Origin of the sequence: Thauera sp., assembly GCF_035444905.1 — a bacterium.
In the GTDB taxonomy this organism is placed as follows: domain Bacteria; phylum Pseudomonadota; class Gammaproteobacteria; order Burkholderiales; family Rhodocyclaceae; genus Thauera.
This window is the reverse complement of the sequence record NZ_DAOMPS010000007.1, coordinates 98,246-116,898: the sequence shown is the minus strand read 5'-3', so window position 1 is coordinate 116,898 and position 18,653 is coordinate 98,246. Positions and strand designations below refer to the sequence as shown.

Here is an 18,653-nt window from a genome sequence, read left to right as displayed (position 1 = left end):
TGCGCGAATTGCAGATCGGTCCGATACCGCTGAGCCTGGCGGAGATGCTGCTCGCGGGCTTGCTTGCCGCGATCCTGATCGTGCTCGTCTGGCTGCTGGTGCGCAGCTTCGGCACCGAGCGTCGGCTGCAGTCGGCGCTGTCCGAGGTGCTGGCCGATCAGCTCGAGCACCAGCTCGGCGCCCAGCATCGCGAGATCCTGCGTGACCTGCACGAGGGTCTGGCGCGCCAGACCGACCGCATCGGCGAGCATGCGCGCGCCGACCGCGAGCTCTTGCAGCGCGGGCTCACCGCGGCCTCTATGCAGCTCTCGCGCGGCATGCAGGCGCTGACGCAGAGCGTGGACGGCCGGCTCGACACCTTGTCCGGCCAGGTCAGCCAGCGTCTCGACGAGGGCTTTCGCAAGACCAACGAGACCTTTGCCAGCGTGATGGCGCGCCTGGCCACGATCGACGAGGCGCAGAAGAAGATCGACGGCCTCACCACCAATGTGGTGAGCCTGCAGGAGCTGCTCGGCGACAAGCGCGCCCGTGGCGCCTTCGGCGAGGTCCAGCTCGAGGCCCTGGTGCAGAACATGCTGCCGCCCGACGCCTATGCCTTCCAGGCGGTGCTGCCCAACGGCACGCGGGTGGATTGCCTGCTGAGCCTGCCGGCGCCGACCGGCAAGGTGGCGGTCGATGCCAAGTTTCCGCTCGAGAACTACCACCGCATGTTCGACGGCGAGGCCGGCGGGCTGGAACGCCGTGCCGCGCAGACGGCCTTCCGTACCGACGTCCGCCGCCACATCGATGCGATCGCGAACAAGTACCTGCTGCCGGGCGTCACCTCGGACGGGGCGGTGATGTTCCTGCCCGCAGAGGCGGTGTTCGCCGAGATCCACGCCTATCACCCCGAGCTCGTCGCCTACGCCCAGCAGCGGCGGGTGTGGCTGGTGTCGCCGACCACGCTGATGGCGGTGCTCAACACCGCGCGCGCGGTGCTCAAGGACGTCGAGACGCGCAAGCAGATCCACGTCATCCAGGATGCGCTCGGCAAGCTGGCGAAGGACTTCCACCGCTTCGACGAACGCATGGCGGCGCTCGCCCGCCACATCGAGCAGGCCAGTCGCGACGTGCAGGACGTGCAGACCTCCAGCCGCAAGATCAGCGCCCATTTCCACAAGATCGAGTCGGTGCAGCTGGAAGACGGTGAAGCCGTGGAGCGCGGCTGAACTTGACCTCGAACAGGGAATGCCGCTGGCCCTTGGGTTAAGGTCGGAGCGTTCACTCACCCGCCTGGACTGCCCCGACGATGTCTTCCGTTCCCCTGCCGATCCTCTTCATCATGGCCGTGTTCTTCACCATGTGGATGATCCTGCGCGTCTTTCATCGCCAGGAAAGTGCCAAGCGCGCGCTGCCCGAGCGCGGCACCTACCTGCAGGCGCATGGGCTCGAGGAGCCGTCCTGCCATGCCTGCGGCGCGGCCGAACTCAAGGAGGACGGGCTCAGCCATGGCAAGGATGCGCAACGCATCGTGTCCTGCGGCAAGTGCAAGGCCTTGCTGTACCGCTTCGAGCGCCCACGGGCCGCGGAAGAGGGCGAGGCGCTGCCCGTGGACGCGCACTGGCGCCCGCTCGATTCGGCTGAGCGTCGCGAGTAAGCCAGTCCCGACCGCCACCGTCGCGACCCGGGCCGCGCGAGCGCAGTCTGCGCTGTATTAACATGCCGCTTTCCGGTCGCCGGAAGGTGCGCATGGCGGACTCGCCGCCCGCTCCCTGTCGTCTCCGGCACCGCCCCACACGACAAGGAGAGCCTGTATGGACCTGGGTACCCCGCTTTCACCCTGCGCGTTGCGCGTGATGCTGCTTGGCGCCGGCGAACTCGGCAAGGAAGTGATCATCGCCCTGCAACGCCTCGGCGTCGAAGTGATCGCGGTCGATCGCTACCCGAACGCGCCGGGCCATCAGGTGGCCCACCGCGCCCACGTGATCCCGATGACCGACGGCGCCGCCCTGCGCGCGCTGATCGAGCAGGAGCGCCCGCATCTGGTCGTGCCCGAGATCGAGGCCATCGCCACCGACATGCTGGCCGAGATCGAGGCCGCCGGCCTCGCCGAGGTCATCCCCACCGCGCGCGCGACCCAGCTCACGATGAACCGCGAGGGCATCCGTCGCCTGGCGGCCGAGACCCTCGGTCTGCCCACCTCGCCCTACCGCTTCGCCGACTCGCTGGCGGAGCTGCAGGCGGCGATCGACGACGGCATCGGCTATCCCTGCATCGTCAAGCCGGTGATGTCGTCCTCGGGCAAGGGCCAGTCGCTGCTGCGCGGGCCGGACGACGTGGAGAAGGCCTGGGACTATGCCGCGGCCGGCGGGCGGGTGAATCAGGGGCGGGTCATCGTCGAGGGGTTCATCGAATTCGACTACGAGATCACGCTGCTGACGGTGCGTGCGCGCGATGCCGCGGGTGAGGTGCGGACCTACTTCTGCGAGCCGATCGGCCATGTGCAGGTGTCGGGCGACTACGTCGAATCCTGGCAGCCACAGCGGATGAGCCCGGCGGCGCTGGCGCGCTCGCAGGAGATCGCGGCGGCGGTGACCGGCAACCTGGGCGGGCGCGGCCTGTTCGGCGTCGAGCTCTTCGTCAGCGGCGACCAGGTGTGGTTCTCCGAGGTCAGCCCGCGTCCGCACGACACCGGCCTGGTCACGCTGTGCTCGCAGCGCTTCTCCGAGTTCGAGCTGCATGCCCGCGCCATCCTCGGCCTGCCGGTCGATACCGGCTTGCGCGAGCCGGGCGCCTCGGCCGTGATCTACGGCGGGGTCGATGCGCAGGCGATGCGCTTCGAGGGCGTAGCCGAGGCGCTGGCCGTGCCGTGCAGCGACCTGCGCCTGTTCGGCAAGCCGGAATCCTTCGTCAAGCGTCGCATGGGCGTGGCGGTGGCCAATGGCGCCGATGTCGATGAGGCGCGCGAGCGCGCCAAGCTGGCGGCGAGCAGGGTCAGACCGGTCGCGGGCTGAATCGCTCGCCGGGCGCCGCGGCCGGGTTCAGGGCGCGCGGCGGAAGGCCTCGATCAGCAGCGGCGTCACGTCTTGCATCGGCCCGAGCGGCGTGTCGGGCGGGACCAGCCCCGGCACGAAGCCGGCGGCCTCGAAGCGCGCGAGCAGGGCGCGGTCGTGGCTGACGATGTGGATCGGCACGTCCCACGGCTGGCCCGGTCCGGTGACCGAGCCGATCGGCTGGTGATCACCGACGATGATCGTAAACAGGTCGGCCGGCGCGTGCTGGCCGAGGTAATCGGCGAGCCAGTCGAACTGGTAGCGCATCGAGGCGAGGTAGGCCGGCGTCGGGTCGGACCAGCGCACCGGGACGCCCTCGGCGGCGGCGAGCTCGTCCGCACTGTAGGCGTCACGGCCGAGCAGGCGCGACCAGTCGTCGGTGAAGGGTGCGATGGCACGGAAGGGGGCATGGGTGGTGACGGTGGGAAACACCACCAGCCGCGGCCGGCGTTCGCGTGCCGCGCGCGCCGCCTCGATGCGCTCGGCCAGGCCGGTCGGTGCGGCGGCCATCGAGGCTGCCATTGAGGCGGCATCAGCGTCGGATGGGCGCGCGTCTTCAGGATGGTAGGCCGCGAGGCGAACGCGGACGGCGGCCTCGTCGGCAATCGCCGTGGCGTCGTCTGCGGCGTCCTCCGCTCCGCCTTCCGCGCCGTCCTCCGCATTCCCCGCCCTGTCCTGTTGCGGAGCCGCCCTTGCCGGGAAACGCTTGCCGAACTCCTGGTGGTGAATGAGCGCCATCGAAGCCTGGTCCGGAATGCGCCAGAAGCCGAAATGCGGTCCCTGGTAGCCGATGCGGTCGGCGTCGGCGATGCGGTCGAAGCCATAGAAGGCCCCCTCCGGCCAGGCGCGCTGGATGCCGGGTGTCCACACCACGGTGTGGTAGCCATTGGCGGCAAAATGGCTGACCAGGGTGGGGCGCGCGGTGGTCAGCAGCAACTGGTAGTCGGCTGGGTTGCGGGTGTCGATGCCGGCGAGCAGGCTGCCATGGGCGAGCCAGGAGGCGCCACCGAAGGTGGGCGAGATCAGCCGCGCCGACACCACATGGCGACCGCTGGCGGCGATGCCGGCGGCGAGCCGCGTCCGCGAGGCCGCCAGCGCCTCGGCGATGTCCGGCTTGTCGAGCGTGACCGCGCCATAGGCCTCGGCGAACACGATGAGCACATCCGAGCCCTCGAGCGCATCAACGTCGCCTGCGAAATCCGGGCTCGGGCCCAGCCGTTCGACATGGGCGGTGCGCGACAGTGCGAGTGCCAGCAAGCGGGATTGCTCGGCGAGCAGGCTGCTGACCGGCGGCGCGATCAGTGGGCGCAGCACCTCGCCCTGCCAGGGCTGGGTCGCCCCCAGCGCGCAGCCGAGCGCGCCAAGCCCGAGCAGTGCGCGACGGGTGGCCGTGTGCTCCGCCGCCCGGGCCAGACCCTGCAGGCACAGGCGCACGATCGCGTAGATCAGGGCCACTGCGGCCACGGCGAGCAACAGGCTCAGCGCCAGACGGAGGTAAGCACCACCGGCGCCGCCTTCGCCACTCATGCGGAGCACGGCCCACAGGTGCTGGCCGTCCCAGTAGGCATTGAGTCTGCGCCCGAAGATCGAGGGGACGGTGACGTTGAGGTAGTGCAGCATCACCCAGGCGGTGCCCAGCATCGACAGTCCTGCCAGCAGGCGGCCGCCGGCACGTCCGCGCCAGCCGACCCAGGCCGCCAGCGCCACGACGAGCGCCGCCAGTTCTGCCGAGAAGCGCCATTCCAGCCGCGGCCACAAGGTGGGCCAGTGGTTGCCGAAGCCAAGCAGCAGGTTGAGCACCAGCAGCGGAAGCAGCACGAGTGCGAGCACGCGCAGGCCGCTGGCGAGCACCGTCCCCGGCAGGCCGCGCGGCTTGCGGGCGTGGCGCTGCGGGCCGGGCATCATGGCCGCCTCGCCGCCGGACGGGCTATGATCGGCGTTCCGACTTGCATCGTCTGGAAGCCCCCGCCATGGACACCTCCGCCGCTGTCTCGTACTGGCAGGACCTGAGCCCGCAGCAGATCGCCCGCCTCGCGGCCGAGGACACCGTGGCCTTGCTGCCGCTGGCGGCGGTCGAACAGCATGGCGAGCATCTGCCGCTGTCGACCGACCTCGACATTGCCCATGGCCTGCTGCATGCCGCCCTGCCGCGCCTTCGCGCGGACGTGCAGGTGTGCGTGCTGCCCGCGCTCGCGGTCGGTCTCAGCCTCGAACACGCGGACTTTGCCGGCACCCTGAGCCTGAGTCCGGAAACCGCGCTCGCGGTGGTCGAGCAAGTGGGCGCGTGCGTCGCGCGGGCCGGCCTGCGGCGGCTGGTGCTGTTCAACACCCACGGTGGCAACAAGGCGGTGGTCGATCTGGCCGCGCTCAAGCTGCGCGCCGCGCACCGCATGCTGGTGGTGCGCGCCAACTACTTCCGCTTCGCGCCGCCCCCCGCGGCCCTGCCCGCGGCCGAGCTGCGCCACGGCCTGCATGGCGGGGCCCTGGAAACCGCGATGATGTTGCATCTGGCACCACACAAGGTGCGGCGCGAGGCGCTGGCGAACTTCGCGTCCCTTGGCGAGCGCATGGCCGCCGACGGCCGTCGGCTTGGCCCCGAGGGCGAGGCCGGCTTCGCCTGGATGGCGCAGGATCTCAATGCCGGGGGCGCGACGGGTAACGCGGCGCTTGCCGATGCGGCACTCGGCGCGCGCCTGGTCGAACACTTTGCCGGCGTGCTTGCGGGCGTCATCGAGGATGCGCAGGACTTCGATCTTGGCCACCTGCGCGACGTGCCCGCCTAGCGGCGCAGCGCGCTGCCGTGCCCGGCGTCGATGTGCGGGCGGTGGCAGGTCGCACATGGGCGCGTGTTGAAGCGTCGGTTTGCGGGGCTCAGGCGCCGCCGGCCGTGCCCGGGGCAGGCAGGCGCTCGGGTTCATCGGTGGCGGGCTCGTCCTGCTCGGTCAGCAAGTCATGCAGCCAGTGACCGTGGCGGTGCGCCTTGGTCTGCAGGTAGCGCTCGTTCTGGCGCGTGACCTCGCCATAGATCGCCTGGCGCGCCACGACGTTGATGCCGGCGCGTTGCAGGGCCTCGACCTTGCTGGGGTTGTTGGTGAGCAGCAGCACCTTGGAGACGCCGAGCTGGTCGAGCATCTCGTGGGCGACGCGAAAGTCGCGCTCGTCCTTGGAGAAGCCGATCACCTGGTCGGCATCGATGGTGTCCAGGCCCTGGTCCTGCAGGCCGTAGGCGCGCAGCTTGTTGGCCAGCCCGATGCCGCGCCCTTCCTGCGACAGGTAGAGCAGGATGCCGCCGCCCTGGGCGTTGATCGCGGCGACGCCGCGGCGCAATTGCTCGCCGCAGTCGCAGCGCAGGCTGCCGAAGAGGTCGCCCGTGAGGCAGGAGGAATGCAGGCGCACGGGCACCGCCTCGGGCCATTGCGCGGCGTCGCCGATGACGATGGCGACGTGCTCGTGCACGCCATCGGCTTCGCGGAAGAGCACGAAGCGGCTGTTCTCGGCTTCGGCCAGCGGCACTTTGGCCTCGCTGATGCGGGTCAGGGTGCCGGGCCCGCTGTTGCACAGGCGCAGGGCCTCGCTGGCCTCGACGGCCAGCACCTGGCCGCGTTCGATCTCGTTGGCGACGACCGCTGCCTGTGATGCGGACACCGCGAAGGACAGTGCGGCGGGGACCAGCTGGGCGCGGCCGAGCAGGCGCAGGGCGGCACGTTCGGCCTGGCTGGCCGCGCGCGCACGGGTGCCCGCAGGCAGGGTGGCGCCTTGCATCCAGGCCAGGTCACGCAGCGCGCGCGCGTCGGGCAGGGGCTCGAGTGCGAGGGCGACGGCGTCGGTCGCATCGGCCTGCCCCAGCGCCGCCATGCGATGGCGGCTCAACACGAGCTGTGCCGCGGCGCCGCTCAGCTGCAGGGCGTCGTCCAGGCTGCGCCCGGTCAGGCCCTCGACGGCGAGGACCAGCGTCTGCCTGCCATGGTCACGCAGCACGATGGGGAGGCCGCGACGCAGATCGAAAATGGCACGCTCGGCTTGGCGCATTACTGTGTTCTCCGTTGGGGGTTCTGGTTCACCATCACGCAAGCCGTCCCCGGGGCGGGCAGACGCCGATGTAAACCGTGTGTGAAGGAAGGATGAATGTCAGACGAGCTTCTATCAGATTGGGGCTGGACGTGCATATTGCAAGCGCGTGATGCCGATTGGGCCGCCTGCGAGGCAACAAGTTTCACGGTGCAGGGCGTGGATATCGAAATCCGGCGCGGTGGCGCCTGGGGCTGCGCGCGCGATCTGGACCGGCCGACGCGGGATCTGCTCGATCTCTTCCTGCCCTGGGTGGCCACCGCCGCGCCGGTGGTGATCGCGCAGATCGGGCAGAGCCTGGACGGACGCATCGCCACCGCCAGCGGGGCCTCGCACTATATCAACGGGGAGGCGGCGCGCGCGCATCTGCATCGCCTGCGCGCGCTCGTGGATGCGGTCGTGGTGGGCGTGGGCACGGTCAATGCCGACGACCCGCAGCTCACCGTGCGCCATGTGGCCGGGCGCAATCCGGTGCGCGTGGTGCTCGATCCGCGCGGCCGCGCCAAGCCGTCGGCGCGGCTGTTCGGCGATGGGCTCGCGCCCACGCTGCATCTGGTCGCCGCCGGCCTGCCCGCGGCCGAGGCCGCACCGGCAGCGGACCCATGCAGCGCAGGGGGTGCAGGCGGCACGGTGCTGCGGATCGCGCTGGCGAGCGGTGAAGCCGGCTTCGAGCCGGCCGAGGTGCTGGCCCGCCTGGCCCGGCGCGGCTTGCGGCGCGTGCTGGTCGAGGGCGGCGGGGTGACGGTGTCGCGCTTCCTGCAGGCGGGGGTGCTCGACCGCCTCCATGTCATGGTTGCGCCGATGCTGATCGGCGCGGGCCCCGCCGGCCTGGTGCTGCCGCCGATCGACCGACTGGACGAGGCCATTCGGCCGCCCTGTCGGCACTTTGCCTGCGGCGAGGATGTGGTGTTCGATCTCGCGCTGCGCCCCCTGCGGGACCCGCCGTGAGCGTTCCCGGCCGGGCGGGCGCACAGGCCTTGCTAGCGCCGGCGCGCTAGCAGGAGCAGGGCGCCGGGCAGGCTGGAGAGCAGGACGACGAGGCCATAGCTGACCGAGATCGCGACGCCTTCGGCCGCATTCAGGCCGGCCAGCGACCACACCAGTGCGGCCGCGCCTTCACGGATGCCCCAGCCTGCGATCGACAAGGGGATCGCCATCGCCAGCAGCACCCAGGGCACCAGCGGCATGACCTCGCCAACTGGCGTCGTGATGCCGACCATGCGCATGCAGCACAGGTAGACGGCCAGGTAGCTGGCGACGATCAGCAGCGAGGCGATCAACTGGCGGGCGAAAACTTCGCGGGCGAGCAGGGCGTGCTGCACGGCGCGACCGAGGCGGCCGATCACCGTTGGCCACCGCCACCCGGCGAGACCGACGAGCAGGGCGGCGGCCAGCAGCAGCCAGAATGTGGCGCCCGCCGCTTGCGCAGCGGCCGCGCCGTCGAGCCCGAGCAGGCGCAGCGGCACGGCTTGGAGCGCTGGCGACCAGGCCAGCGTCAGCAGCGCCACCAGCAGCAGGGCAAGCTGGCCCGAAGCGCGCTCGATCAGCACGGCATGCCAGGCGCCGGCCCGCTGGCCGGCTGCCGCCTCGCTGCGCGCATGGCGCCAGGCGCGCCCGGCATCGCCCATGACGCCGCCCGGCAGCATCTGGTTGAGGAAGGTGGCGAGGTAGTACTCGGCCACGGCATGACGCAGGCCCAGCGGCACGCCGAGCTGGTGCGCCGTGAGCCGCCAGCGCCAGGCCGACAGCACGATCTGCGGCAGGCTCAGGCCGAGGGCGAGCAGCAGCCATCCTGGGTGGGGCGCGGCAAAGGCCTGCGCCAGCGCGGTGGGGTCGAGCCACAGCAGCACGAGGGCGAGCAGGCCGAGGCTCAACGCGAGGCGCAGCGCCGGCAGCAGCAGGGCGCGCACACGAAACCGCTGGCGTATTTGGGGGAGCGTGCGCGACATCGGCAGCGGGCGTCGATCCTCAGCCTGCGTTGCGCACGGGGTGGGTGCGGGGGGCGGCGAAGAGGTCGACATGCCCCACCACGAGCTGGCCCGGCGAAACCCCGCACAGCGCGCTGCGGCGCCCGTGCCAGGCCTCGATGCGCGCAGTCGCCTGCGGGCACTGCGCGCGGGCGGCGTCGCGCCAGCCGTCGATCAGGGCGCGTGCCAGGGCGGCATCGCCGGCTTCGGCGAGCTTGAGCTTCCAGGGGCTGGGGGCGAGCTCGACCTCGAAGCCGCGCGCATCGAGCGCGGCGGCAAGCGTCGGTGCCGCGTCGGGGCCGAGTGCCGCGCCCAGCCCCTTGTCGCGCCGCTGATGCGCGTTGAAGGCCTCGCGCACGAGGGCGTCGTCGGCATCGCCCGCCACTTCGCCGGTGCCCTCGAAATGCCACAGCCCGTCCACGCTGAGGGTCACGAGCACGGCGCAACGCAGATCGGCACACAGGTCGGCGAGTCGCGCCAGCCAGGCTGCATCGACAAGATCGAGCAGGGCCGATGCGCAGACCAGGCCCGTCTCGCCAAGCGCCGTGGCGTTCAGGGCGGCCAGATCGAACTGCCGTGTCTCGATCTGGACGTGGCCGCCATCATGGTCGCGCAGCTCGGTGCAGGACGCGAGCGCGCGTGCGAGCAGGGTGGGGTCGTGGTCGATCAGCGTCCAGCGTTGGGGGCCGGGCAGGCGCGGGGCGAGGTAACGCGGGTTGGCGCCGCTGCCGGTGCCCAGGTCGGCCAGCATGAAGAGGCGCTGGTTGTCGGCAGCCGGCTGGCGGGCTCGCAGCCAGTCGGCTGCGCGCCGGTTGAGGTGGTCGGCGCGTGCTGCACTGTCGGCCGCGGTGCGCAGCGCCAGCCAGTCCGCATCGAAGAGCGCATCGGGGTGGGCGTCCCGAGGGGCTTCGGGAGGCAGCGGGCTTGCGGGCGTGGGTGCGAGCATGGCGGCAGTCTCGGGCGAGGCGATCGGTCGGGCTCAGTGCCGTGCGGGGGCAGCGCCTATGCTGTCCAGCGCGGCGGCAAACTCGTCGGCCGCCTGCGTCCAGCTGCGCAGCTGCAGGCGCGCCCGGCGCGCGCCATCGCGCAAGCGCAGACGTCGGTCGCGGTCCTGCAGCAGGTTCTGCAGGGCGCTCGCCAAGGCCGCGGCGTCATCGGGCGGCACGCTCACGCCCGCGTCGGGCGGCAGGGTCTCGGCCAGCGCGCCACCGCTGGTCGTGAGCACCGGCAGGCCGGCGGCGAGGGCCTCGTCGATCACCATGCCATATCCCTCGTAGCGCGAGGCAAGCACGAACAGGTCGGCGCTGGCATAGGCCTCGCGCACCACCCGCTCCGGGCATTCGCCGAGCAGGCGCAGGCGATCGCCCAGGCCGGCGCGGCGGATGGCGTCGGCGATGGCGGCGGCGTGCTGCGGTGCGCGCGTGAGGCTGCCGATGCAGTCGCAGGTCCAGGGCAGGTGCTTCACTGATTGCAGGGCGGCAAGCAGCAGGTCGTGGCCCTTGCGCGGCGTCAACGAGGCCACGCACAGCAGGCGCGGTGCGATGTTGTCCGCGGCGGCGAGTGCGCTTGGCTCGGTGCCGGGGGCGACGACGCGCAGGCGGGCGGGACGCACGCCGAAATCAGCCAGGCGGCGGGCGGTAAACCGGCTGGTGCCGATGACGAGGCGCGCCGCCGACAGCACGGCGCGTTCGCTGGCGAGCAGGCAGCGACGGCGGCTGGCGTCGAGCCCGCTCTCGTCGGCGAGCGGATGGTGCACCAGGACGACGAGCGCCAGCCGACCGGCGTGGGCAAGCGCCACTTCGGGCAAGCCGCCCGCGGCCAGGCCGTCGACGACGACCTGATGCCCGGGCGGCAAGGCAGCGAGGGTGCGAGCGAGTGCCGTGCGCGCTTCATCGTCGGCATCGGGAAAGCGCCCGGGCAGGCCATGCACCTGCACCGTCCAGCCGCGGCTGCGCAGCCCGGCGACGATACGCGCGTCGTAGAGGTAACCGCCGGTGAGCTGGCCGGGGTCACCGGGCACGATGAAGCTGAGCTGCCGCGTCATGCGCCGGTTCTCGAGGAGCGCCGGGCAGCCGCGGTCAAAGCGCGCCCTCGTAGCTGGCCCAGGCGATGTGCGATTCGTGCAGCGTGACCTTCAGCCGCTGCAGGCCCCGGCCGCCTGCCCCCAGGCGACCACTACGGATCGCGCCAGCCATGCGGTCGAAGACCACGCGCGCCATGAACTCGGTGGTGGTGTTCTGGCCGCGGAAGGCGAGCTCGTCGTCGAGGTTGCGGAAGTTGAGATCGGCGAGCAGCGTTTTGAGGGTTTCGCTGGCGAGGCCGATGTCCACCACCAGGCCGTCGGCATCGAGCTCGGCACGCTGGAAGCAGACATCGACCACATAGGTCGCGCCATGCAGGCGTTGCGCAGGGCCGAAGATGGCGCCCTGGAAGCTGTGCGCAATCATGACGTGGTCTCGGACGGTGAGGCTGTACATGGAGGGTCTCCGGGTGGGGTCAGGGGTAGCGGATGCGCTCGCACAACGCGCCGCCGGGCTCGTGTGCGAGCCGGGCCATCAGTTGCGGCAGGTCGGCGAACGGACTCTCGCCGCTGATCAGCACGTCGAGCCGCTCGTCGACGAGCAGCGCAAGGGCAAGTTCCATGCGCCGGCGGTAATCCCAGCGCGGCGTGTGCGAGGGCGGCAAGTGGCCGACCTGGCTGGATTTGAGCGACAGGCGGCGGGCGTGAAACGCCCCGCCGAGCGCGAGCGGCACGCTGCGCAGCCCGTACCAGCTCATCTCGACGATGCGGGCCTCCTGGCCGCCCAGTTCGAGCGCGCGCGCGAGTCCGGCCGGGTTGCCGCTGGCGTGCACCACGAGGTCGCATTCGGCGCTGGCCTGGTCGGGCAGCCGATGCGTGAGCCCGAGCGCGGCGGCGAGTGCCGCCCGGCCAGGATCGACGTCGACGAGCTCGACCTGGGTGCCCGGGATGCGCCCGCACAGCCAGGCCAGCAGCGCACCGACGACGCCGGCACCGATCACCGCGATGCGCTCGCCCACCGTGGGCGCGGCGTCCCACGCGGCATTGATCGCCGTCTCCATGTTGGCGGCGAGCACGGCGCGCTCGGCGGGCAGGCCGGCAGGCAGGGGCACGACCGCAGAGGCCGGCACGATGTAGCGCTGCTGGTGCGGGTGCAGGCAGAACACCGTCTTGCCGACCAGTTCGCGGGCCGAGCTGCCGCAGCCGTCCTCGACCACGCCGACGCTGATGTAGCCGTACTTGACCGGGCCGGGAAAGTCGCCCTGCTGGAAGGGCGCGCGCATGCGCTGGTACTCGCTGACGGGCACCTCGCCGCGAAACACCAGGCACTCGGTGCCGCGGCTGATGCCGCTGTACAGGCTGCGCACGCATACGTCACCATCGCCGAGTGGGGGCAGCGGCGCCGGGCGCAGTTCGCCGCGATCCGGCGGCAGGCTCCAGAAGGCGAGGTTGGCTTGGGACATGACTCGAGGGACCGCCCGGCGAACCCTGGCGGCGGCTTGATGATCGAAGCTCGCATGGTAGCAGGCGGCACGGGCCGGACCGGGCGCGACAACAGCGGGAGGAGGGGGGGCGATCGATGAAGCAGCAGGACATGACGACGGCGGGCACGGGCTGGCCGCGGGCCGGCCTCGAACTTGGCCTCGGCCTGGCCGGCGTGGCGCTCTCCGGCGGCGGGCTTTCTGCGGTGGTCGGTCTGCCCGTGATGGCGCTGCTCGCCGCACTCGGGGTGCAGGCGGCGCTGTCGGCGCTGCTGTGGCTGCACTGGCCCGATCGCGGGCGCAGCCTGGGGCCGGCCAACCACGTCACGCTGGGGCGCGCCGCGCTCGTGTCGCTGCTTGCGGGGGCGGCGCTGGTCCCGTCGTGGGCGCAGCAGCAGGCCTGGCTGCTGGCCGGCATCGCGGGCACGGCCTTGCTGCTGGACGGCGTCGACGGCTGGGTGGCGCGGCGCTGGCGATGCGCGAGTGCGTTCGGCGCGCGCTTCGACATGGAACTCGATGCCTTTCTGATGCTCGTCCTGTGCATGCACCTGCTGTCGATGGGCAAGGCGGGGCCGTGGGTACTGGCGATCGGCCTGATGCGTTACGGCTTCGTCCTTGCCATGCGGCGCTGGCCCTGGCTCGACGCGCCGCTGCCCGACAGCCGTCGGCGCAAGCTGGTGTGCGTGTGGCAGGTGGCGAGCCTGCTGCTGTGCCTGCTGCCCCTTGTCGGTCCGACGTTGGCGACAGGCTTGCTGGCGCTTGCGCTCGGCCTGCTCGCCGGCTCGTTCGCCCTCGATGTGCGCTGGCTGTACCGGTCCGGCGCAAGCCTGCGGGTCGCCGGGCCCTGAAGAGGACGGCCGGGATCCGCCACAAGAACTCAACCACCAAAGGAGACGCAAGCATGAGAGCCGAAACGAGACCTGCCGCGCTGCGCACGCTGATCGGTAGCGGGGCGCTTGCCGCCGCGCTGGCGGCCAGCCCGGTGCTGGCCGAGCCGCACACCTACCGCATCGACCCGGATCACTTCGCGATCGCCTTTCAGGTCGACCATGTCGGCTACGCAAACGTGATCGGCCTGTTCCTGAAGGCGAGTGGCAGCTTCGTGTACGACGAGGACGCGCGCACGCTCAGCTCGGGGCGGGTGGTGGTGGTGGCCGACAGCGTGTTCAGCAACCACGGCGCGCGCGATCGCCACGTGCGCGACAGCGACTTCCTGGATGCGAAGCGCTTTCCCGAGATCGTGTTCGAGGCCACCGCGCTGGAACTCGGCGCGGACAACACCGGCAAGCTCGCGGGCAAGCTGACCCTGCTGGGGCAGACCCACCCGGTGACGCTCGACGTGTCGCTCAACAAGGCGGCGGCCTATCCCTTCGGCCACCGCAAGCACACGCTGGGCATCTCGGCGAGCACGACGCTGCAGCGCAGCCAGTGGGGCATGAACTATGGCGTCGACCGCGGCATGGTGGGCGACGCGGTGGCGCTGAGCTTCGAGCTCGAGGCCATCCGCGACTGAACGCAGCCGGGCGCCGCCCTCAGCCGCCGATGTAGGACATCTCGATCTTGCGCAGGGTGGCGGTTGCGGCGGTGCGGATCTCGGAGTAGCGATCGCTGCGTTGCTGCCACACCTGCGCGATTGCGGCGTCGATGCGGGCGTCATCGGCGCCGCCGCGCAGCAGGCCGCGCAGATCGTGGCCGTGCTGGGCAAACAGGCAGGTGTAGAGCTTGCCCTCGGTCGACAGGCGGATGCGGGTGCAGCTGGCGCAGAAGGCCTGAGTCACCGACGAGATCACGCCGACCTCGCCCCCGCCGTCCTTGTAGCGCCAGCGTTCGGCGACCTCGCCCTCGTAGTTGGGGTCGATCGGCTCGAGCGGGTAGAGGCGGTCGATGCGTGCGATCACCTCGCGCGAGGGCAGCACCTCGTCCATCTTCCAGCCGTTCGAGGCGCCCACGTCCATGAACTCGATGAAGCGCAGGATGTGGCCGCTGTGGCGAAAGTGGCCCGCCATCGCCTCGATGTCGCTGTCATTGGTGCCGCGCTTGACCACCATGTTGACCTTGATCGGCCCGAGGCCGACCGCGCTTGCGGCCGCGATGCCCTCGAGCACCTTGTCGACCGGATAGTCGGCATCGTTCATGCGTCGGAACAGCGCATCGTCGAGCGCATCAAGGCTGACGGTGACGCGATGCAGGCCGGCATCCTTGAGCCGGCGGGCGAGCTTGGGCAGCAGCACGCCGTTGGTTGTGAGCGTGATCTCGACGCCGTCGAGCCGGGCGAGCATCGCGATCAGGCGCTCGATGTCCTTGCGCAGCAGGGGTTCGCCACCGGTGATGCGAAGCTTGCGCACGCCGCGTTCGACGAACAGGCGGGCGACGCGGAAGATCTCCTCGAAGGACAGCAGCTCGCTGCGCGGCAGGAACTTGTACTGGTCGTCGAACACCTCGCGCGGCATGCAGTACACGCAACGGAAGTTGCAGCGATCGGTCACCGAGATGCGCAGATCGCGCACGCTGCGCCCGCGTTGATCGAGCAGCGGCGCGCCCGGAGCGGGGCGCTGTGCGGGATCGGCCGGCAGGATCGGGGCCGCAGCCTCGTGGATCGGAATGACTTTCATGGCAGGCCAGGGGGCGAGTGCAGCGATTATCAATACAGGGACAGCGCCTTGCAAGGCATGGTTCAAGCCGCTTTCTCGCGCGCCTGCGCATGCTGCACTGCAGCGTGTGCGCGTGCGCGTTGAGGGCCCGACCCCGAGTGCCATGGGCGAGCGGTGTATCATTGCGCGCCGGAGCGATTCCGGCATCAGGAGAACAATCAGACATGGCCGAACTCGTGCCACTGCCCGCCACGGCACTGCGCAGTTATTGCGACCCCGCCTGCTTCAATTTCGACACGACCGAATCCCTTGCCGATCACGCCGGCGACCTTGGCCAGGAGCGCGCCGTGGAGGCGATCCGCTTCGGCCTCGCCATGGGGCACAGCGGCTATCACGTGTTCGTGCTGGGCGAGGCCGGCAGCGGCAAGCATGCGACCACCTTCAGGCTGCTGCGCGATCGCGCCGCCGGCGAGCCGGTGCCGCCCGATCTGTGCTACCTGCACAACTTCGACGAGTCGCTCAAGCCGCGCCTGCTCACCCTGCCGGCCGGCCGCGGCGCGGCCTTGCGCGCATACATGCAGACCTTCATCCGCGACCTCGGCCCGGCGCTGGAGGCCGCGCTCGACAGCGACGCGCACAGCGACCGCGTCGAATCCCTGCAGAGCGCCCACAAGGCGCGCGAGGAGGGCGCCTTGCGCGAGCTCGGCCAGTCCTGTGCCGAGGAGGGCATCTCGCTGCTGCAGACTCCCGAGGGTTTCGTGTTCGCGCCGATGCGCGACGGCGAGGTGATGTCGCCCGAGGCCTTCGAGGCCTTGCCCGAGGAAGAGCGCAAGACCATCGAGGGCCGCGTCACCGCCTGGAGCGAAAGGCTGGAGGACCTGCTCAACGAGTTTCCCGGCTGGCGCAAGGCGGTACGCGAGTCGATCGAGCGTGCCGAGCACGAGGTGCTGGGGCCGGCGGTGTCCCACCTGTTGCGTGAGGTGCGCGAGGCGCACACCGACCTGCCCGAGGTGCTCGCCTTTGTCGATGCGGTCGCACATGACGTGCTCGACAGCGCGATCAGGGGCACGATGCTCGAGGAGGAAGAGGACGACGTCGCCGAACCCGAGGAGAACACGCGCTACCACCGCTACCAGGTCAAGCTGCTGGTCGATCACTCGGCGTCGCAGGGCGCGCCGGTGGTGTTCGAGAACAATCCGGGTTACGGCAACCTGATCGGGCGCATCGAGCACGTCGTGCAGCAGGGCAACCAGGTCAGCCACTTCAACCTCATCCGCGCCGGTGCCCTGCATCGGGCCAATGGCGGCTACCTGGTGCTGGACGCCGAGCGCCTGCTGTCCCAGCCCTTTGCCTGGGAAGGCCTCAAGCGCTGCCTGCGCGCCGGCGAGATCCGCATCGAGCCGCCGGCCGAGGCGCAGGGGTGGAGCGGCGCGCTGACGCTGGAGCCGCAGGCGGTGCCGAGCGCCTTGAAGGTGGTGCTGATCGGTGATCGCGATGTGTATTACCTGCTGATGGAACACGATCCCGAGTTCGCCGACCTGTTCAAGGTCGCGGCCGACTTCAACGACGACCTGCCGCGCACGCCCGAGAATGAATGCGAGTACGCCCGCCTGATGGCGCTGCTGGCGCGCGGGGCGAAGCTGCTGCCCTTCGATCGCAGCGGCGTTGCCCGCCTGGTCGAGGAGGCGTCGCGTCTGGCCGAGGATGCCGGTCGCCTGTCGCTCAATACGCGCGCCCTGTCCGACCTGATGCGCGAGGCCGACCACCACGCCCGCCTGAAGGGACGCAGCGCCACCGGCCGCGAGGAGGTCGAGGATGCGCTCGCGGCGCGTGTGCGGCGCTGCAATCGCTATCCGACGCGGGTGCGCGAGTCCATTCTCGACGGCACCACGTTGATTTCCACCGACGGCCAGCGTGCCGGCCAGATCAACGGCCTGGTGGTGGTCGAGCTCGCCGGCGAGCGCTTCGGCCATCCGGTGCGCATCACCGCCACCGTGCGCATGGGTGAGGGCGACGTGGTCGACATCGAGCGCGAAACCGAACTCGGCGGCGCGATCCACTCCAAGGGCGTGCTGATCCTGTCCGCCTTCCTCGCGGCGCGCTACGCCCGCCACCAGCCCTTGTCGCTGTCGGCCAGCCTCGTGTTCGAGCAATCCTATGCGCCGGTCGAGGGCGACTCGGCCTCGCTGGCCGAGCTGTGCGCACTGCTGTCGGCGCTGACGCAGATCCCCATCCAGCAGCGCTTTGCGATCACCGGATCGGTGAACCAGTTCGGCGAGGTGCAGGTGATCGGCGGCGTGAACGAGAAGATCGAGGGCTTCTTCGACCTGTGCAGCGCGCGCGGGCTGGATGGCTCGCACGGCGTCGTGATCCCGGCCGCCAGCGTGCGTCACCTGATGCTGCGCGAGGATGTGGTGGAGGCCGCGGCGCAGGGCCGCTTCCACATTCATGCGGTGACGACGGTCGACGAGGCGATGACGGTGCTCACCGGCGTCAATGCGGGTGAGCCCGACGCCAAGGGTGTGATCCCCAGGGGCACGCTCAACCACAAGGTGGCGACCGTGCTCGCCGAGATGACCGCGGCGCGTCACGCCTTCTCCGACACCGAGGGTTCGGCCGGCGCCCGCCAGCATCGCCGCCGTCACGGCGTCTGAGCAGCGCCCGCCCTCGCGGGCGGGCGCTGCAGGCGGCAGCGTGGGTTCAGCGCAGGCCCACGATCATGCTCAGCAGCAGGGCGAGCACCACCATCAGCGCAAGCCAGGCGACGACGCCGGTGGTGAGCACGAAGCTGCCCAGCACGCGCGAGCGCGAGTGATCGTCGAGCTTGAACAGGGGCTCGATGCCGTGATAGATGAGCGCCGCAGAGGCCACCCAGGCCACGGCCATCGCTGCGACGGCGACCCAGGCCGACGGCACGAACAGCACCAGCGCGCAGATCCACAGCGGCGCCGGCGCCACCGCGGCGAGCATGAAGGCGTCGTGGAAGTCAGGGCGGGCGTTCGCGACCTCGCCGAGCTGCTGGATGATGGAGGCCATCAGCGGCACCATCACCAGTTGTGCGGCGTAGAAGCAGACGAACAGCAGGGCCGCCTCGAAGCCCGTGATCTGTGGCACCGCAGCCGGGAATACGGCGCCGGGCGTGACGTACATCGAATACAGGAACATGGCCGGCGGGATCAGCGACATCGGCATCACGAACATCGTGAACATCTTCTTGACCGACGGATGGATGCTGACCAGTTCGGACCAGCCTTCCTTGTACGAGTACAACATCTTGGGAAGGTTATGCACATGCATGATCGTCTCCTTGTGTCTCGTTTCTCCTCATTGCAGCGGCTGGGCCCAGTCGCAGGCACGCCGTGAGCAAGTAGACCGGCGCGCGCCGGATTCGTGCCGGACATCGTGTGCCGTTGATGGCGAGGATCCGCGCCCGACAAGGAAACGAGGGCGGAGCCGGTCGAGCCGGTCCGCCCTCGGGTGCCCGCCTGCAGGCG

At 70.7% G+C, this 18,653-nt stretch carries 17 protein-coding genes; 8 read left to right on the top strand and 9 right to left on the bottom strand.

The window, feature by feature from the left end; translation table 11 throughout:
* Positions 1–44: 44 nt before the first annotated feature.
* From PLC66_RS05435 to purT, 3 genes are all read left to right on the top strand, one after another.
* Entirely contained in the window at positions 45–1,208 is a 1,164-nt protein-coding gene (locus tag PLC66_RS05435; protein WP_324538244.1) for a DNA recombination protein RmuC, read from the top strand.
* An 80-nt stretch (positions 1,209–1,288) separates the two neighbouring features.
* A complete protein-coding gene (locus PLC66_RS05430; RefSeq protein ID WP_324538221.1) occupies positions 1,289–1,636 on the top strand; it encodes a hypothetical protein in 348 nt (115 codons plus the stop codon).
* A gap of 157 nt (positions 1,637–1,793) precedes the next feature.
* Positions 1,794–2,993 carry a formate-dependent phosphoribosylglycinamide formyltransferase gene (gene purT, locus PLC66_RS05425; protein ID WP_324538220.1) on the top strand — a complete coding sequence of 400 codons (1,200 nt, stop codon included), beginning with the start codon at positions 1,794–1,796 and terminating at the stop codon, positions 2,991–2,993.
* 27 nt (positions 2,994–3,020) lie between these two features.
* Here the strand turns inward: purT and PLC66_RS05420 are convergent, their stop codons facing one another.
* The gene (locus tag PLC66_RS05420) at positions 3,021–4,937 is read right to left on the bottom strand and encodes an alkaline phosphatase family protein (RefSeq protein WP_324538219.1); all 1,917 of its coding nucleotides are present in this window, start codon (positions 4,935–4,937) and stop codon (positions 3,021–3,023) included.
* 65 nt (positions 4,938–5,002) lie between these two features.
* Here PLC66_RS05420 and PLC66_RS05415 point away from each other — a divergent pair, with 65 nt between their 5' ends.
* Positions 5,003–5,815 carry a creatininase family protein gene (locus PLC66_RS05415; RefSeq protein ID WP_324538218.1) on the top strand — a complete coding sequence of 271 codons (813 nt, stop codon included), beginning with the start codon at positions 5,003–5,005 and terminating at the stop codon, positions 5,813–5,815.
* A gap of 88 nt (positions 5,816–5,903) precedes the next feature.
* Here the strand turns inward: PLC66_RS05415 and ribA are convergent, their stop codons facing one another.
* The gene (gene ribA / locus PLC66_RS05410) at positions 5,904–7,061 is read right to left on the bottom strand and encodes a GTP cyclohydrolase II (protein WP_324538217.1); all 1,158 of its coding nucleotides are present in this window, start codon (positions 7,059–7,061) and stop codon (positions 5,904–5,906) included.
* A gap of 198 nt (positions 7,062–7,259) precedes the next feature.
* Here ribA and PLC66_RS05405 point away from each other — a divergent pair, with 198 nt between their 5' ends.
* The gene (locus PLC66_RS05405) at positions 7,260–8,048 is read left to right on the top strand and encodes a RibD family protein (protein ID WP_324538216.1); all 789 of its coding nucleotides are present in this window, start codon (positions 7,260–7,262) and stop codon (positions 8,046–8,048) included.
* A 32-nt stretch (positions 8,049–8,080) separates the two neighbouring features.
* Here the strand turns inward: PLC66_RS05405 and PLC66_RS05400 are convergent, their stop codons facing one another.
* Genes PLC66_RS05400 through PLC66_RS05380 form a run of 5 tightly spaced genes read right to left on the bottom strand, consistent with a single transcriptional unit; the run spans position 8,081 to position 12,550 of the window.
* Complete coding sequence (locus PLC66_RS05400; RefSeq protein ID WP_324538215.1) at positions 8,081–9,010, bottom strand: lysylphosphatidylglycerol synthase transmembrane domain-containing protein; 930 nt, start codon at positions 9,008–9,010, stop codon at positions 8,081–8,083.
* A gap of 58 nt (positions 9,011–9,068) precedes the next feature.
* On the bottom strand, positions 9,069–10,013 hold the full coding sequence (locus tag PLC66_RS05395) for a class I SAM-dependent methyltransferase (protein WP_324538214.1): 945 nt from the start codon (positions 10,011–10,013) through the stop codon (positions 9,069–9,071).
* 33 nt (positions 10,014–10,046) lie between these two features.
* On the bottom strand, positions 10,047–11,111 hold the full coding sequence (locus PLC66_RS05390) for a glycosyltransferase family 4 protein (RefSeq protein WP_324538213.1): 1,065 nt from the start codon (positions 11,109–11,111) through the stop codon (positions 10,047–10,049).
* A 34-nt stretch (positions 11,112–11,145) separates the two neighbouring features.
* Entirely contained in the window at positions 11,146–11,544 is a 399-nt protein-coding gene (locus PLC66_RS05385) for a 6-pyruvoyl trahydropterin synthase family protein (protein ID WP_324538212.1), read from the bottom strand.
* Positions 11,545–11,563: 19 nt separating this feature from the next.
* Positions 11,564–12,550, bottom strand: a complete 987-nt coding sequence (locus PLC66_RS05380) for a zinc-dependent alcohol dehydrogenase (protein ID WP_324538211.1) — start codon at positions 12,548–12,550, stop codon at positions 11,564–11,566.
* Between the two features lie 116 nt (positions 12,551–12,666).
* Here PLC66_RS05380 and PLC66_RS05375 point away from each other — a divergent pair, with 116 nt between their 5' ends.
* Both PLC66_RS05375 and PLC66_RS05370 read left to right on the top strand, forming a co-directional pair.
* Positions 12,667–13,416, top strand: coding sequence for a CDP-alcohol phosphatidyltransferase family protein (locus PLC66_RS05375; protein ID WP_324538210.1), 750 nt, complete (start codon positions 12,667–12,669; stop codon positions 13,414–13,416).
* Between the two features lie 53 nt (positions 13,417–13,469).
* The gene (locus PLC66_RS05370) at positions 13,470–14,081 is read left to right on the top strand and encodes a YceI family protein (RefSeq protein ID WP_324538209.1); all 612 of its coding nucleotides are present in this window, start codon (positions 13,470–13,472) and stop codon (positions 14,079–14,081) included.
* A 19-nt stretch (positions 14,082–14,100) separates the two neighbouring features.
* Here the strand turns inward: PLC66_RS05370 and moaA are convergent, their stop codons facing one another.
* Complete coding sequence (gene moaA, locus PLC66_RS05365) at positions 14,101–15,180, bottom strand: GTP 3',8-cyclase MoaA (RefSeq protein ID WP_324538208.1); 1,080 nt, start codon at positions 15,178–15,180, stop codon at positions 14,101–14,103.
* A gap of 203 nt (positions 15,181–15,383) precedes the next feature.
* Here moaA and PLC66_RS05360 point away from each other — a divergent pair, with 203 nt between their 5' ends.
* Complete coding sequence (locus PLC66_RS05360) at positions 15,384–17,813, top strand: Lon protease family protein (RefSeq protein ID WP_324538207.1); 2,430 nt, start codon at positions 15,384–15,386, stop codon at positions 17,811–17,813.
* A 46-nt stretch (positions 17,814–17,859) separates the two neighbouring features.
* Here PLC66_RS05360 and PLC66_RS05355 read toward each other — a convergent pair whose 3' ends face one another.
* Complete coding sequence (locus PLC66_RS05355) at positions 17,860–18,456, bottom strand: Yip1 family protein (protein ID WP_324538206.1); 597 nt, start codon at positions 18,454–18,456, stop codon at positions 17,860–17,862.
* Positions 18,457–18,653 lie beyond the last annotated feature (197 nt).